Source organism: Paenibacillus sp. FSL K6-3182 (assembly GCF_037976325.1).
Lineage (GTDB): Bacteria > Bacillota > Bacilli > Paenibacillales > Paenibacillaceae > Pristimantibacillus.
Map to the genome: position 1 here is coordinate 701,615 of NZ_CP150265.1, position 16,112 is coordinate 717,726.

Below are 16,112 nucleotides of genomic sequence, written 5' to 3' on the forward strand. Positions count from 1 at the left end.
TGAGTGGAAAATAGCAATGCATGGCCTTAGCTTTTTTTTGAGAAATGAGGTGTATTTATGAAATTCGAGCGGATAAGCGTGATTGTGCTGGATAGTGTTGGTATCGGTGAATTACCGGACGCTGCAGCTTTCGGAGACGAAGGCAGCCACACCTTAGGACATATTTGCGAGCAAGTACCGGACATGAAGTTACCAAATCTTACAGCTATGGGTCTAGGTAATATTGCACCACTGGCTACCATCTTGAAAGCGGATAAACCTCAAGCATGTTATGGCAAGATGGCGGAGGTATCGGTAGGCAAAGATACGATGACGGGTCATTGGGAACTCATGGGACTCGAAGTAAAGGTGCCCTTTCAAGTTTATTCCGATGGATTTCCAGCGGAGTTGATTGAGAAGTTCGAAGCCTTGACCGGTCGCAAGGTGATTGGAAACAAGCCGGCTTCTGGAACTGAAATTTTGGACGAGTATGGAGAAGAGCAGCTCCGAACGGGCGCATGGATTGTTTATACTTCCGGAGACAGCGTATTCCAAATCGCAGCTCATGAGGATGTTATTCCATTAAATGAGCTATATCATGCATGTGAAATTGCGCGTGAGCTAACTTTGAATGATCCTTATGTAGTTGGCCGAGTCATAGCAAGGCCTTACATCGGTGAGCCGGGAGCTTATAAACGTACACCTAATCGGCATGATTATGCACTCAAGCCTTTTGGAGAAACCGTGCTTGATCATCTGAAAAATGAAGGCCTCGATGTTATTTCGGTGGGGAAGATCAACGATATTTTCACAGGGCAAGGAATCAATGAATCCTATCCAACAAAGAGCAATTTGGATGGCATCAAGGCAACGATCAAGCTGCTTAATCGGCCTTTCCACGGATTGTTATTCACAAACTTAGTTGATTTTGATTCTTTATATGGCCATCGTCGCGATCCTAAAGGATACGCTGCCTGCCTTGAAGAGTTCGATCAGTATGTACCAGAGCTTATGCAGCAAATGGGGGGCAACGATTTACTTATCATTACGGCTGATCACGGCAACGACCCAACTGCGCCAGGAACGGATCATACCCGTGAATACGTACCTATCTTGATCTACAGCCCATCGTTAGCAAAGGATAGCATTTCTATAGGCATAAGAAACACATTTGCTGATTTAGCTGCAACGATTGCAGAAAATTTCATGGTCACTAAACCAGCTATCGGGGAAAGCTTCTTGGAATTGTTAGTAAATCAAACCAATAACGAGGAATAAAACATTAGGGGGAATTTACAATGAAAAAAACAATGAAAGCATTATTGCCTTTAATACTGATTTTTACGTTAGTGATAACAGCATGCGGTCAAAAAAGCGATACGGGTAACGCAGGGGCTGCAGGTACAGATAATAAACAAGAGCTTAAAAAGCTGAAAGTCGGAATGGTTACTGACCTTGGCAGTGTAAATGACAAATCCTTTAACCAAAGTGCTTGGGAAGCGTTGCAGAAATTAAAGAAGGACTTTGGTTTTGAAGTGAAGTACCTGGAACCAAAAACAGATGGCGATGTTGTTCCTAACTTAAATCAATTTGTTAAAGCAAACTATGATTTAACATGGGCAACAGCCTTTACTTTAGCTGATGCAGTAACACAGCTATCCAAAGAAAATCCAGATAAGATGTTTGGAATTGTCGATTCTGACCTTGTGCTGCCGAATGTAGCAGCTATCTCTTTTAAAGAGCAAGAAGGCTCATTCCTTGTTGGTGTTATCGCTGGTTTAACGACAAAAACAAATAAAATCGGCTTTATCGGCGGCATGGATATTCCCGTTATTAAACGATTTGAAGCGGGCTTCCGCGAAGGAATAAAAGCTGTAAATCCAGATGCAAAATTAATCGTTAACTATACAGGGCTATTCAACCGGGTAGATATGGGGAAATCTGCAGCTTCTACCATCTATAACGATGGTGCAGATATCATATTCCATGCAGCAGGACTAACAGGCAATGGTGTATTTAATGAAGCGAAGGAACGGAACAGCAAGGGCGGAAAGGTATGGGTCATTGGCGTGGATAAAGATCAATCTTTAACTTTCGGAGATGATGTTACATTAACTTCGATGATCAAAAAAGTAGATGAGGCTGTTTACCAAGCTTCAAAAAAATTAGCTGAAGGTGATTTCCCGGCGGGTAAAGTGACATTAATGGGCCTCAAAGAAAATGGAGTCGATATTGCTCCAAATTCGAAAACTAATGTAGCGCCGGAAGTTCTTGCTAAGGTCGAGGAATATCGCACGAAAATCATCAATGGTGAGATCGTCGTACCGGAAAAATAATGCGATTTCGTCCCCTCTTCTATCATTGTCCTTGATAGAGTGAGGGGACGAATATTTTGGGGAGGGTCTTATATGACTAAGACAGATGTCGTGTTAGAGCTGAAAGGGATAACCAAAAGATTCCCCGGCGTAGTCGCTAATGATTCGATTAGCTTGCAGCTAAAGCGTGGAGAAATTCATGCTTTGCTCGGGGAAAATGGATCAGGGAAATCCACCCTAATGAGTATCGTATTCGGATTATATCAGCCAGACGAAGGCGAGATTCATGTAAATGGGAAGCATGAGCTGATGGATAGTCCAAACAAGGCGATCGAGCTCGGGATTGGGATGGTACATCAGCATTTTAAATTGGTAGAGCCGTTTACGGTAACGGAAAATATCATTCTCGGGATGGAACCCAAAAAGGGTATGAAGATTGATATTAAAGGGGCAAGTAAAAAGGTTAAAGAACTATCTGAACGTTATAAGCTTGATGTTGATCCAATGGCAACCATCGAATCGATCAGTGTAGGGATGCAGCAGCGCGTAGAAATTTTAAAAACACTATACCGCGGAGCAGATATTCTAATCTTTGATGAGCCTACTGCTGTGTTAACGCCACAAGAGATCACAGAATTACTGGCTATTATGAAGCGTCTTGTCGCTGAGGGCAAATCTATTATCCTCATTACTCATAAGCTTAAGGAAATTATGGAAATAGCAGATACTTGCACCATTATTCGGCGCGGTAAGCGGATTGAAAGTGTGGAAGTCGCATCGAGCGATGCGCAGCAATTAGCGGAAAAAATGGTCGGCAAAGAAGTTAATTTTAAAACTGCAAAAAGAGCAGCTAACCCGAAAAAAGCGTTATTAGAAGTGAAAAATTTGGTGGTTACAGGCAGTAACGGCAAGGCCGCTGTTAATAATCTCAGCTTCTCCGTACGGGCGGGCGAGATTGTCGGTATTGCTGGTGTAGACGGCAATGGCCAGTCTGAGTTAATTGAAGCTTTAACGGGTATGCAAAGCATACGTTCAGGTGAAATTTGGCTGCAAGGCAAAAGCATCGCCAATCTTGCTCCGCGTACGATTTCTGAAGCGGGAATGTCACATATTCCGCAGGATCGGCATAAACATGGACTCGTTCTGGACTTTTCTGTCAGTGAAAATACAATTTTGCAAACGTATTATCAACCAGAAATAAGCAAGCATGGTTTTATTAATAAGAAAACGATGGATGACATGGCAACGCGGTTAGTGAACGAGTTCGATATACGCACACCGGGCATTGATACATTCGTTCGTTCAATGTCAGGAGGAAACCAACAAAAAATCATTATCGCACGCGAAATCGATAAAAATCCGCAGGTCTTGATTGCGGCTCAGCCTACGAGAGGGCTGGACGTAGGGGCGATTGAATTTGTGCATCAGCAGTTAATCGCAGAACGTGATCAAGGCAAGGCTGTTTTGCTGATTTCGTTTGAGCTGGATGAAATACTCAATGTAGCAGACCGTATTCTGGTCCTATTCGGTGGACAAATTGTTGGAGAAACCACGCCAGAAACAACAAATGATCAGCAATTAGGAATGATGATGGCAGGCAAGCATGAAGGAGAAGGCATCCATGAATAAAATAATGAGTATTTTCAAACGGGAATCTGCACTTATCCCTCTTGTTGCCATTGTTATGGGTTTGCTATTAGGCGCCATTATTATGTGGATTGGCGGGTACGATCCCGTGCTGGCCTATAAATCGCTAATCGAAAAAATATTTGGCAGCCGTTACGATTTTGGAGAAGCTATGCGTACGATTGTACCGCTTATGATGAGCGGCTTGGCCGTAGCGATCGCTTTTCGTTCTGGCATGTTTAATATTGGCGTAGACGGTCAGATTATTATGGGATCGCTCGGCGCCTTAATTGTAGGCACACAGTTTAGTCTGCCACCTGTGCTGCATGCGCTGCTGGCTGTTCTAGTTGGCGCCTTGCTTGGCGGAATGTGGGGAGCGCTAGTGGGTTATATTAAGGCAAAACGTGGTATTAATGAAGTGATTACCAGCATCATGCTTAATTTTATTGCGCTTTATTTGGCGAATTATATTATTCGGACGTTCATCCCGCAAGCAGGTACACAACGATCTGCCTTGATTCATGAATCCGCGAGTATTCAGATTAGCTGGCTCTCAGAGCTGATGGATGGCGCACGTATCCACTGGGGATTTGTGATTGCGATTGTTGCGGTTATTTTTTACCACATCTATTTAACCAAGACCACATGGGGTTATGAGCTGCGGGCAGTTGGGCTTAATTCTGATGCTGCAAAATATGCAGGAATGAAGGTTTCGAATGTTATGGTTCGTACCATGTTTATTTCAGGCGTATTTGGCGGTTTGATTGGTACCTTTGAAGTGTTAGGCGTGTTCAACTATGTGGCTATCAACTCGGTTTCATCTGGTCTAGGTTTTGATGGTATAGCTGTAGCTTTGCTTGGCGGCAATAGCGCACTTGGCGTATTCCTCTCCGCGTCTCTCATTGGGAGCCTTACCTATGGTTCACAAGGCATGAGCTTTGGTGCAGAGGTGCCAGGCGAAATTATTCGGATGATTATTGCATTTATTATCTTTTTTGTTGCTGCACCAGGCATCGTTAAGTTGCTTTTCCGGACGATTAAACTAAAATCAAAGAAGAAGGTGTGACAGATGGAGGTAATTGGCAATTTACTAAATGGGACGCTCGTATTCTCAACTGCCCTTATCTTTGCTGCACTCGGTGGACTCATTTCCGAACGCTCAGGAGTCATTAATATTGGACTGGAAGGGTTTATGGTATCGGGAGCCTTCTTCTCTGCAATAACGACTCATTATGCGGAGATAGCGGGCTTTGGCGGTTTCTCCCCTTGGTTAGGCTTGCTTGGAGCCTTCCTATTTACCATTATTTTTTCTAGCATTCATGCGGTCGCCTCGATTACATTTAAGGCGAATCAGGTTGTAAGCGGGGTTGTTATCAATATTCTCGCAGCAAGCTCAACGTTCTTTTTCGTAAAATTACTTTTTGACGGCTCAGCAGAAACACCGCTTCTAACGACTGTATTTCATAAGGTGACGATTCCTTATTTAAGCGACATTCCGTTCATTGGCAATGTGTTCTTCAATGCCTATCCGACTACGTATATTGCCATTGCATTAGTCATCGCCCTATTTTCTTATTTGTTTAAGACCTCAGGTGGACTAAGGCTTCGTTCTGTTGGTGAACATCCAAGCGCAGCAGACACGGTTGGAATAAAAGTAAATCGCACACGCTATATCGCTGTTATTTTAAGCGGATCACTTGCAGCTCTTGGCGGAGCAACGATTGTACTTACCTCAAATGGTAACTTTGCTTTTAATACCATTTCAGGACAAGGCTATATTGCGCTTGCGGCTGTTATTTTTGGAAAATGGAATCCGATTGGCGTGATGCTTGCTTCACTATTTTTTGGCTTAGCCCAAGCAGCAAAGGACCAATTGCAAATCTTTGATTTTGCTGCTAGCATTCCAAATGAGTTCTTCTATATGTTTCCATACGTCTTAACATTACTCGTATTAATTGGAGCAGTAGGGAAAGCTCGTTCACCCAAAGCATTAGGGGAACCCTATGATGTTGGGAAACGATAAAAGGTGGTTATACACTTGGGAAGTCGATTGCAGAAAATGTTCCATATTGAAAAAGAAAACACGACGGTACGTACGGAGTTAGTTGCAGGAACAACTTCATTTATGACGGTTGCCTATATCATTGCGGTCAATGGAGCCATCTTGCAGCTAGCCGGCATGCCTTATGAAGCAGCTACGATTGTTACAGTAATCTGCTCTTTTATCGGTTGTATGCTGATGGCGCTTTGGGCGAAGTCACCGTTAATTCTCGTGCCTGGGATGGGAGACAATGCATTTTTTGTTTTCACATTGGTATTCTCGTTAGGACTTACGTGGCAGCAAGCACTTGCAGCAGTATTTTTGGCGGGTATTGTATTTATGTTAACTGCGGTAACGAAAGGGGCCGACTATTTATCGCGCTCGATCCCGACGTCGATGATTAACGCCATGACCGCCGGTATTGGTCTTTTTATTGCTTTTCTAGGCTTGAAAAATGGGGGGATCATCGTTGCGAGCGAAGGAACTTTCGTTACTTTGGCTAAGCTGAGTGATCCTTATGCCCTAACGACGATATTGACTTTATTGATTGCGATTCCGCTTTTCATGCGAAATGTAAAAGGCAGCTTTTTAATTGCTATTATCGCAGGTACAGGCATTGGTGCGCTGCTTGGTATCGTCGATTTTTCAACATTACGTGATTTTAGTATTTCCTTTAATGGGTACGGAGAGTTGTTTTTTGCCTTGGACTTTAGCGGGATCGGCACGCTTAATTTTTGGACAGCCGTTTTTTCGCTATCGATGGTCATTATTTTTCAAAATATGGGCGCCCAGCTTGGGATGCTTCCAGACAAGGCGAAGTTCCGCAGGTCTTTTCAGGCTAACTCTGTATCGGTTATAAGTGCAGGTCTTCTGGGTTGTAGTCCGATGACGACAGCAGCTGAGTCTGCAACAGGCATTGCATCAGGCGGGAGAACGGGGCTAACCTCATTTACAACGGGAATTTTGTTTATTCCTGCTTTGTTTATGATTCCGCTTTTCAAAATAATCCCAAACAGTGCAATTGCGCCTGTACTCATCATTGTTGGCTGTCTTATGTTCCAGAGCATTAAGGAGATTCCGTTCAACGATTTTACAGAAGCTTTTCCTGCTTATCTGATGATGGCAATTATGCCGCTATCCTTTAGTATCGCGAACGGGATTGCGTTTGGTTTCATTGCCTACCCAATTCTGAAGCTGGTCACAGGCCGAAGAAAAGAAGTATCGATAACGATGTACGTCATCGCATTTTTCTTCTTGCTTTATTTTATTTTGGGATCGATTTAAGATGGAATTGTGGAAAAAGTGGAGATACGATATGTAGGATTTAAATACATCGCTAAGTAGGCAATAGGCCTTGAGCGGTGTATTTTTTTATGTTCTGAATCAACAGGGAGCTATTGCTTAAGCTAGAGTCGTATCGGCGTCTCAACAGCGCTATAATATGGATATAAGATGTAATACGAAAAACGTTACGAGGAGGCTTAGCCGATGAGTGGACTGTTGGAGCGTCTTCGCAAGGGTTATGGTAAAAAGCTCGTTTCGCTGCATGCTTGGAACGGCTGGATTGTCGTTATTTTGGCACTAACAGGGCTTATACTGGTGGGCGGCTTCTGGCGCGGCGTTCTTGGGGAGGTTCGCGTTTGGATAAAGTGGGCACATGTCGTTGTCGGTATAGCATCCATCCTGCCTGTTGTCTATTATCTGGCGCTGGCGGGCAAGCATTGGAAGCAGCTGAAGCAAAAACCATGGCAAAGATTTAATGTACTTGTCGTGTTAGGCTTATTGCTGGGCTGGTTCGGATCGGGCGTGCTGCTATGGCAGTTTAGAGCCGTCGGGCCAAGCGTGTCTAATGTGGCATTAGTCATTCATGATCTCCTTACATGGGTTGGTCTTCCTTATATCATTTATCATTCCATCACGCGGGTCAAATGGCTGAAAGAGCCGAATCGCCGTACCGTCAAAAACGAGCAGAAGGAAGAGGGCGTCATCCATCCAGCGGGAGCGCCTCAGCCGGTGTATACGCGCAAAGCGTTCATTCGCGGTGCAATTGGCATAGGTTTGGCTGTTACGATCGGGCCTTCTTTTCTGAAATGGCTCGGGAACTCGCTTGGAAGTGTAGGGGGAAGCCAGAGCATCGATAAGCTGATCGAAAATGATGCAAATATGCTTCTGCCAGCCCCGCAGCCGCTGCCTGCTTCAGCCCCGCCAACGGGTGGAGGAGCTGTTGGACAGTTCCGTGTATACACGGTAACGCCGATTCCCTCTTATACAAATGCGGATTGGAACTTTACGATAGACGGGTTAGTCGATAAGACATTTAAGTGGGATTGGAAACAGTTTGTGGCGCTGAAGCGAACGGTGCAGGTCAGTGATTTTCACTGTGTGACCGGTTGGTCCGTTTACAAAAACACGTGGGAGGGTATTCCACTTAAAGAATTGCTGAAAATGGCGGGTGTGCAGTCCGGTGCGGAGACGGTGAAGCTTTACTCGGGTGATGGCGTATATACAGATACCCTTACACTTGAGCAGGCCGACATGGATGATGTAATGGTGGCGGTCATGCATGATGGGAAGCCGATCCCGAGTGATCTCGGCGGACCGGTTCGTCTCATTGTGCCGAAAATGTATGCCTATAAGTCCGTAAAATGGTTAAACCGAATTGAGCTGATTAAAGGCGAGCATGTGGGGTACTGGGAAGCTCGTGGATATGCGAACGATGCGTGGGTGTAGTTTTTTTGTACTATTTTACAGGTAATCCAACCTCTATAATGCACGTTGGTGATATGATCAGGGTAGATAGATATGGTATAAACGGAGTGAATAGCTGCTATAGAATGAAATATGGTGACGGGGAAGGTGCTGTTATTGAGTAATGGGAGTATTTTGCATCAGACATTTACGTTGGAGCTGGACCCGGGAGTGTATGTAAGAGGCGATATAAGAGTGAAGGAAGATGGGGGACGCAAACCGGTCCTCCTCTTTGTGCATGGTTTTAAAGGGTTCAAGGATTGGGCGTTCTTCCCTTATGCAGCCGAGCAATTCGCGGGTCAGGACTTTGCGGTAATTACGTTCAACTTTTCGTTTAACGGCGTTAATGAACATGATTTTGACGAGCTGGATAAGTTCGGGATGAACACCTACACGCAGGAGCAAAAGGATTTGTCAGCTGTGCTTGCAGCATTGCTCGAGGGCAAACTTCCGCTTGATGAACAGATGGATAAGCAGCAAATTTTCATAGTAGGGCATAGCCGCGGCGGAGGGAATAGCGTAATATTCGCAGCCGAGCATCCTGAAATTCGCGGCGTAGTAACATGGAACGGAATAGCGAAGGCAAATCTGTTTGGAGAAGATTTCCGCGAGCAGGTATTGCGGGATGGGGTAGGCTATGTGACGAATGCAAGGACAAAGCAGGAAATGCCGATTAACGCTGCGTTTTTTGAGGATTTGGATCGGAATCGAATGCGCTTCGCTATCACAGCTAAAGCGGCGTCACTTCGAACGCCTGTGTTATTCATTCAAGGAACGGGGGATGCTGGGCGATTGCTTACAGGATACTATCTGCTCCAAGCTGCTGCTCCGCAGCATCGTTTTTCACCGCTGGAAGGAGCGAACCATACTTTTGGAGCGGTGCATCCTTTTGCAGGGACGACGGATGATTTGGAGAAGGCGATTGAAATAACGGGAGCGTTTTTTGCTTTGTTGCTGCAGCGACCGTCGGAGTGATAGTGCGGAGTGTCTTGATGAAGAGAGCGATAGATGATCATCAAGAAATGATTGATATGCGAGCGGCAGCACTATTTTAGAAATAGTAGAGGAGATGGATGAGATGACCTATTTTAAAAAAGCGGATTGGGTGCTGGAGCAGCTTGGTGTGAATGGTACGGTAATTGTGGATGCGCGCTACGCGCTTAACGATTCCGAGGCGGGTAAGCGAGCGTATACAGAAGCTCATATTCCCGGTGCTTATTACTTGAATCTAAGCGAGGATCTCTCCAGTCCAAAGCGTCCGAATGGAGAAGGCGGTCGTCATCCATTGCCGGAGCCGCGGGTGCTAGCAGATATTCTTGAACGGATTGGCATTGGCAATCATATGACAGTTATCGCATATGACGATCAAGGCGGCGCGATGGCATCCCGTCTGCGCTGGCTGCTGCAATGGCTTGGGCATGATGGACAAGTCTATTTAATAGAGGGCGGATTCGCAGGCTGGCAAGCGGCGGGATATCCGGTTAGCAAGGATGTCCCTTCTTTAATAGAAGGAATTAAATTTAATGTAAACGTTCGTGATGAGATGCTTGTTAGCCAAGCTGATGTAAAGGCTCGAGTTGGCAAAGTGGGAACGGTGGTCATCGATTCCCGTGAAGCCCCTCGCTATCGCGGCGAAGTAGAACCGCTTGATCCTAAGGCTGGGCATATTCCAGGCGCGATCAATCGATTCTGGAACGAAGGCAAACGCGCCGACGGCAGCTGGAAATCACCAGAGGAGCAGAAGCTTCGCTTCAACGGATTATCGCAGGACGATGAGATTATCGTGTACTGCGGCTCAGGCGTGACGGCTACGCCGAACGTATTCGCATTGCAAGACGCAGGCTTCCGCAATGTGAAGCTGTATGCGGGGAGTTGGAGTGATTGGAGTTCCAGTAAGGAGAATCCGGTTGCGGTAGGGGAAGAGTAAGAGCTGAGAGGTGTATAGTAGTATGGATGATTTGAATACATCGCTATGTAGGGCATCTGCCTTCGGCGATGTATTTTTTATGATCAGAGTCAACACGGAATCAACATTCGCTCTCCGAAAATACTTTCATGAAGCTCCGGGACAAACGTACGTTTGCATGCTCTCAGATACATTGTACAGCACTCGCGCATGCACATCCTCGCTGATACATGTACACAAAGAAGGTCGGCAGTCCTCCTCTTTAGAGAGGTTCTGACCCCTCTTTATGTAAAATAAGAAATTGCTACATTGCGTTTCACTTCGGTCATACAGACATAGAGTCAACAAATTTCACAGCGTTACAAACCAATCAACAGAAAATCAACGAATGTATTAATCAGGACGTAGTTATTATATTTGGTTTATATCACAATTCTTCTTTAATGGAGATGTTGCAGAGAGTGACTTGCGAGTAAAGCTATTTTTTAGTACACACTGAGACTGACTAAAATTTTCACTCAGGCGTAAGGAGTTATTTCTTCAATACATAGTTCAAATATCATGCTACATTCAATTTCAAATAGTTGTAAAATATCCAGTATTATTTGTTGGATTCGCGATTTATATGTGATTTTATAAAAGGATGGAAGAGGTAATTTGGACTGGTTAACTTTTGTTTCAGAGATACTAAAAACATTGGCTTGGCCTATATCTGTTTAGGTAATTAATGACTTCTGGCTACTTGCTGAAGAAGCATTGCGAAACTTAGCTGAGAAGAACCAGCTTAGGAGTATGAATAGGCCACCAGTTCAAATACTAAGAGATTTATATGATAAGGAACGAAGCAGTACATAACAATGCATTTAGTGTTAGTCCGAGTAAATCTAATGAGTAAATAAATTTGTCCTTCCGTGTTCTAGTTGGTTTTAATAATTTACTTGATGAAAGAAAACTAGGATAGTTTATTGGAAGAAAGTGAATAAATTACAGGCAAGGGAAATACCGCCTAGCAAAGATTCAATTAATAAAGATTCATCTTTATGTGTGAGTTTATTTTCTCTTAGCTGTCGTACTTTATTCTACAATCCGTAGGGTGAAAATGCAATTAAAGAAGACCACTCCCTGAAGAAGTGGCCATTTGTCTATATGCTGAAGTGTAATCCTTGATACGTCAATCTTTTAAAAATATGTAGAATTTAATTCATATTTTTTGCTTCTCTATCATAACAAATTGATTTAATAGGTTTACTTGTGGGGAAGATATTACTTTTTCTTACCAACAAATATATAATGAAAATTACTGTACAAGTCGAACATCTTTTGGTCAAAATAACCTACTGTCACCGGTTCAAAAGTATCAAAAAGCTGACATAAATCCTCTTCATCCTTAACGGTGTAAATTAATTCTTTTACTCCATTTAGTCTATGAGCTTTGTCATCTATAGAAATTTCGTAAATTCTTTCATGATGTATCTTTTTTAGATGGTGAGTAATGTAATAGTTTTGTGGTCCCATCATCGTAAAGAAAACATACCCTCCGGGCTTAAGGATTCGATTTAATTCCGAACATACAGATTTGAGATGTTGTTCTGTAGGCAAGTAGTATAGAACTTGGTTAGATAAGATGAAATCAAAGTGATTATCAGGGAAATCTAAAGTGGTTGTATCAGGTTTAATCAAAGAAAAATTATTAATAAGTGACTCGTCAATGTTATTCATTTGAAGATTTCTTGCAACTAAATTTTTAAATGATGGGGCTACGTCGACACCATTAACAGAATATCCTTTCTGCATGAAGAAAGCTGCATTATTCCCTGAGCCGCACCCATAATCCAGCACTTTCCCACCCGAAGGAATGTTGTTCTTTAAGAACATATTATGGAATCTAATAACCCAATCTGCAGGATATCGTAAAAAAGCTTCCTCTTTCTCATATAAATTTTCATAATTATTGCTATTTACTTCAAAAACTTCATTTAGTTTCATTGATACACTTCCTTAAACATAATATTATGGTTATAACAGTATACTATAATAAGTAAAAAAATTAAACAACATAGATTAATCTGTCTATTCAAATGCAGCCTGTTGCAATGTGTTTGTGTCTTAAAACGGCAATTCGGAACAGGACTTTATATAGAAAGTACATTATAAGATATAGGCCGAATAGCATTACGTTCGAATAGCCTCAAAACCTGTTCAGCTATAATTTGCGGCTTATGAGGCAGGAGGAGGGATGGCCGCTGGCGGTCGAAGTAACAGGGAGAGTGTGTCCCTGTATTATGTCAGGGAGAGAGAATACATGCTCTTGGAGCCGTCCAGCTCAGAGGCTACAAGATGGTAAAGTGAGTTCGGGAACAAAGTACAGAGGTTCGTTATCCACGGCGGGTTAGGCGACCAACAAAAGTTTGCATAATCGACCTCGGGTCGTTCAGGGATGAGCTGGGGCAGCATTTCTGGCGTGGTTGAGACGTAAAAGCGTAAGTATGGCGTGCGGCGTAAGCCCGAAGTCTTTACGGTAAGGCACGGTGTGAGAAGCGTAAAAAGCGTAAACTCTGAGTACATGCCTTTTTGAAGCTATGTATGCTTTGATGCATTTATTTTTAGATATACATATTTATATTTACTCTTTTTACTCCTTTTACGCTATCCTTTCTGGTGCGGTCTCTAGGATATCTGTATGTTTTACTCTCGTTTACGCCAAAATCTGTATTTGGTGGGGGAGCTTCTTTCCTGCCATCTGCCGAGCAACTTGGGCTGTACATGCATTCGCAAGCCGTGTTCCTTTGTCTCCGAACCAATGGCGCTGGCGTGCCGAGTGCTGAGCTTTTGGACTTCGCGGCGGAAGCAACGCCCCAAGATCGCTGTCATCAACGGCACAATGAGACCAGAAAATCTTGTTGCTCTGTACATGCTCAGAGTTCCTTCCATGAAACCATTTTCATATGACACATGACAGCTGGAGTGATTGGAGCTCCAGTCCTGAAAATCCTATTGCCACTGGCGACGAGTAGAACGCTTAATCAGCATAGTAGTATGCAACTTAGAGTACATCGCCTATGTGGCGATGTACTTCTTTGCGTTGTGATTTGGGGCTTCGAAGTCAACACGGAGTCAACAATTAATTGCTGAAAGTACTTTGCAAAGTTTTTATTGTACATCTCGAATCAAGTATGCAAAAATCGCCGATGATATGATCAAAAGGAAAGGAGGGAGGCTTTTCAGCTCACCCCTACTGCCTACCAAAAAGCTCCCCGGCCTATTCCGTTGGCTATTAGTCAGGAGGTATTCTCGCCTTATCATTATTTGATCAAGGAGTGAGATATGATGAATAAGGTACATTTACAACGGCAGAGACCAAAGTCGAGTTCATTCCAGCGCTTTTATGAGGGCAGTTGAGGAGGTAGCATGGAACTTTGCCCCCCGCCCAGGGATGGGAATACAAATCAATTGTAGTTGATTGTAAACAGTGTTACTCTAACAAAGGTAAACTCAAAACCTATGCTCTTCAATACATCCAATAATAGTCACCATTTCAGTTATAAGAAAGGTAATACTATGATAAAAGTTGATAACTTATCCTTCTCATTTCCGCAAAAAGAACTATATAAAAACATTTCGTTTACGTTAGAAGAGGCACAACACTGTGCTTTTATAGGAACAAGTGGCAGTGGGAAAAGTACATTGATAGATATACTGATGGATCCAGAAAGATATTTGTTCGAGGGCAAATTAGAAATAGATCCGACTTGCAAAATAGGGTATGTAAGTCAATTTTCACAACTAGACAAAACGAAAGAAACAACAGTTTTTGAATATATAGGGGAAAAATTTATTAAGATACAAAATGAAATAACATCTATTTGTACTGAAATGGAAACATCATCGGATATTGATTCGTTATTAGAACAGTATCAATTAGCTTTAGACGCATTTGATGCAATCGGTGGGGATGATTTTGAAAGCAACATTAATAAGAAACTAAATCAAGCAAACCTCATGAAGCTAAAAGATGTTAGGGTATCTGACCTGAGTGGCGGAGAATTCAAACTTATTCAAGTGATGAAGGAAATGCTTAATAGTCCAGACTTAATGATTATGGACGAACCAGATGTGTTTTTAGATTTTGATAACCTAAATGCGCTTAAAAATCTTATTAATTCTCACAAAGGAATACTGCTAGTTGTTACGCACAACCGATATCTATTGAATCATTGTTTCAACAAAATTATACACCTTGAAAACACGGAGATCCAAGAGTTTGATGGGCGATATATTGATTATAACTTCTCATTACTTCAGACTAAAGTTGAGTTGCAAGAACTCGCAATCGCTGATGATGAAGAAATTAAGAGAAACGATAAAACAATCGTTAATCTTAGAGTTATCGCAACTTATAATTCACATGCATCTAGAGGGAAAGCGTTAAAAGCTAGAGTTAGGTTTCAAGAAAGATTGGAAGCGCGTAGAATTAAAATGCCATTTGTCGCTATTAAGCAACCGAATATTAGTTTTGGTATTGATAATGAAATTGAAGACACCATTGTTGTAAATGTTAATAATTATAGTGTTGCCTTTGATGAGTTGCTTTTAGACAATGTTAACTTTGAGATAAAATCGACAGATAAAGTAGCCATTATTGGTGCGAACGGTACCGGGAAAACGACTTTACTCCGAGATATCTTTAAAAATAATCATGAATCAATTGAAATAAATGCTGATGTTAAAGTGGCTTATTTAAGTCAGATTCAAGGCGAAATGCTAAAGGATTCTAATACCATACTAGAAGAATTCATCGATGCTGGGTTTAAAACTTATGATGAGGTTAGATCGTATCTTTCAAACTATGGTTTTGAAGGAGAAATCGTTAATCAAAAGATAGAAGCTTTATCTGGTGGAGAAAAAAACTTGCTTCAATTAGCTAAAGTTTCAGCCAGTAAAGCAAACGTATTGCTTCTTGATGAACCGACAAGCCATTTAGACACCTATACACAAATCGCACTGGAGAAAGCCATTGAAGACTATAAAGGCGCGATTCTCATGATTTCTCACGATTTCTATACTGTTGTAAATGGTATGGATTATGTTTTAATCATTGACGATAAGTCGATTAGAAAAATGAGTATGCCAGAATTTAGACAGATGATTTATGCTAGTCATTTTGATAAAGGCTATCTTGAAGCTGAACAAAATAAAAAATCAGTTGAAATGAAAATAGAATTGGCTTTAAAAGATACTAATTTTGAACTTGCAAAAGTATTGGTTGATGAACTTGAAGAGCTGATTAAGTTGCTTTAAATGAAAACCCTTTGTTTGAAATGATTACAAGAATCAATTTGTTGTACTGGGAATTATCGCTACTCTGGAACCACCCAACTAGAAAGTGAAGTCAGTAACAGCGAATATTGCTAAAGTGAATTAGTCCGAGTTCAACGATGAAACATGATGTTGGTGGAAATGCATTAATAAAAAGACACTGATGGATAGAATCTCAGTG

At 42.4% G+C, this 16,112-nt stretch carries 11 protein-coding genes; 10 read left to right on the forward strand and 1 reads right to left on the reverse strand.

What is annotated here, in order from left to right; genetic code table 11:
• Positions 1 to 57 precede the first annotated feature (57 nt).
• From deoB to MHH56_RS03165, 9 genes are all read left to right on the forward strand, one after another.
• Positions 58 to 1,257, forward strand: a complete 1,200-nt coding sequence (deoB, locus tag MHH56_RS03125; protein WP_339206547.1) for a phosphopentomutase — start codon at positions 58 to 60, stop codon at positions 1,255 to 1,257.
• Positions 1,258 to 1,277: 20 nt separating this feature from the next.
• Entirely contained in the window at positions 1,278 to 2,315 is a 1,038-nt protein-coding gene (locus MHH56_RS03130) for a BMP family ABC transporter substrate-binding protein (protein ID WP_339206548.1), read from the forward strand.
• A gap of 72 nt (positions 2,316 to 2,387) precedes the next feature.
• Positions 2,388 to 3,923: an ABC transporter ATP-binding protein gene (locus tag MHH56_RS03135; protein ID WP_339206550.1), complete on the forward strand. Its 1,536-nt coding sequence runs from the start codon at positions 2,388 to 2,390 to the stop codon at positions 3,921 to 3,923.
• The gene (locus MHH56_RS03140; protein ID WP_339206551.1) at positions 3,916 to 4,986 is read left to right on the forward strand and encodes an ABC transporter permease; all 1,071 of its coding nucleotides are present in this window, start codon (positions 3,916 to 3,918) and stop codon (positions 4,984 to 4,986) included. Before MHH56_RS03135 ends, MHH56_RS03140 begins: the two co-directional genes overlap by 8 nt.
• 3 nt (positions 4,987 to 4,989) lie before the next feature.
• Complete coding sequence (locus tag MHH56_RS03145) at positions 4,990 to 5,943, forward strand: ABC transporter permease (RefSeq protein ID WP_339206552.1); 954 nt, start codon at positions 4,990 to 4,992, stop codon at positions 5,941 to 5,943.
• A gap of 15 nt (positions 5,944 to 5,958) precedes the next feature.
• Complete coding sequence (locus tag MHH56_RS03150) at positions 5,959 to 7,245, forward strand: NCS2 family permease (RefSeq protein ID WP_339206554.1); 1,287 nt, start codon at positions 5,959 to 5,961, stop codon at positions 7,243 to 7,245.
• Positions 7,246 to 7,449: 204 nt separating this feature from the next.
• Positions 7,450 to 8,691 carry a molybdopterin-dependent oxidoreductase gene (locus tag MHH56_RS03155; RefSeq protein ID WP_339206555.1) on the forward strand — a complete coding sequence of 414 codons (1,242 nt, stop codon included), beginning with the start codon at positions 7,450 to 7,452 and terminating at the stop codon, positions 8,689 to 8,691.
• Between the two features lie 111 nt (positions 8,692 to 8,802).
• Positions 8,803 to 9,684 carry an alpha/beta fold hydrolase gene (locus MHH56_RS03160; RefSeq protein ID WP_339206557.1) on the forward strand — a complete coding sequence of 294 codons (882 nt, stop codon included), beginning with the start codon at positions 8,803 to 8,805 and terminating at the stop codon, positions 9,682 to 9,684.
• Positions 9,685 to 9,787: 103 nt separating this feature from the next.
• Positions 9,788 to 10,636 carry a sulfurtransferase gene (locus MHH56_RS03165; RefSeq protein WP_339206559.1) on the forward strand — a complete coding sequence of 283 codons (849 nt, stop codon included), beginning with the start codon at positions 9,788 to 9,790 and terminating at the stop codon, positions 10,634 to 10,636.
• A gap of 1,242 nt (positions 10,637 to 11,878) precedes the next feature.
• On the opposite strand, the gene MHH56_RS03170 is transcribed toward MHH56_RS03165, so the two are convergent.
• Positions 11,879 to 12,601: a class I SAM-dependent methyltransferase gene (locus MHH56_RS03170; protein ID WP_339206560.1), complete on the reverse strand. Its 723-nt coding sequence runs from the start codon at positions 12,599 to 12,601 to the stop codon at positions 11,879 to 11,881.
• Between the two features lie 1,572 nt (positions 12,602 to 14,173).
• Between MHH56_RS03170 and MHH56_RS03175 the strand changes: the two genes are divergently transcribed.
• Positions 14,174 to 15,913 (forward strand): ABC-F family ATP-binding cassette domain-containing protein, encoded by a 1,740-nt coding sequence (locus MHH56_RS03175; protein WP_339206562.1) that lies wholly within the window; start codon positions 14,174 to 14,176, stop codon positions 15,911 to 15,913.
• Positions 15,914 to 16,112: the final 199 nt, after the last annotated feature.

Coding starts and splice junctions, on each gene's coding strand:
- deoB (WP_339206547.1), top strand. CDS start 58: ATGAAATTCGAGCGGATAAGCGTGATTGTGCTGGATAGTGTTGGTATC.
- MHH56_RS03140 (WP_339206551.1), top strand. CDS start 3,916: ATGAATAAAATAATGAGTATTTTCAAACGGGAATCTGCACTTATCCCT.
- MHH56_RS03145 (WP_339206552.1), top strand. CDS start 4,990: ATGGAGGTAATTGGCAATTTACTAAATGGGACGCTCGTATTCTCAACT.
- MHH56_RS03155 (WP_339206555.1), top strand. CDS start 7,450: ATGAGTGGACTGTTGGAGCGTCTTCGCAAGGGTTATGGTAAAAAGCTC.
- MHH56_RS03130 (WP_339206548.1), top strand. CDS start 1,278: ATGAAAAAAACAATGAAAGCATTATTGCCTTTAATACTGATTTTTACG.
- MHH56_RS03165 (WP_339206559.1), top strand. CDS start 9,788: ATGACCTATTTTAAAAAAGCGGATTGGGTGCTGGAGCAGCTTGGTGTG.
- MHH56_RS03160 (WP_339206557.1), top strand. CDS start 8,803: ATGGTGACGGGGAAGGTGCTGTTATTGAGTAATGGGAGTATTTTGCAT.
- MHH56_RS03170 (WP_339206560.1), bottom strand. CDS start 12,601: ATGAAACTAAATGAAGTTTTTGAAGTAAATAGCAATAATTATGAAAAT.
- MHH56_RS03135 (WP_339206550.1), top strand. CDS start 2,388: ATGACTAAGACAGATGTCGTGTTAGAGCTGAAAGGGATAACCAAAAGA.
- MHH56_RS03175 (WP_339206562.1), top strand. CDS start 14,174: ATGATAAAAGTTGATAACTTATCCTTCTCATTTCCGCAAAAAGAACTA.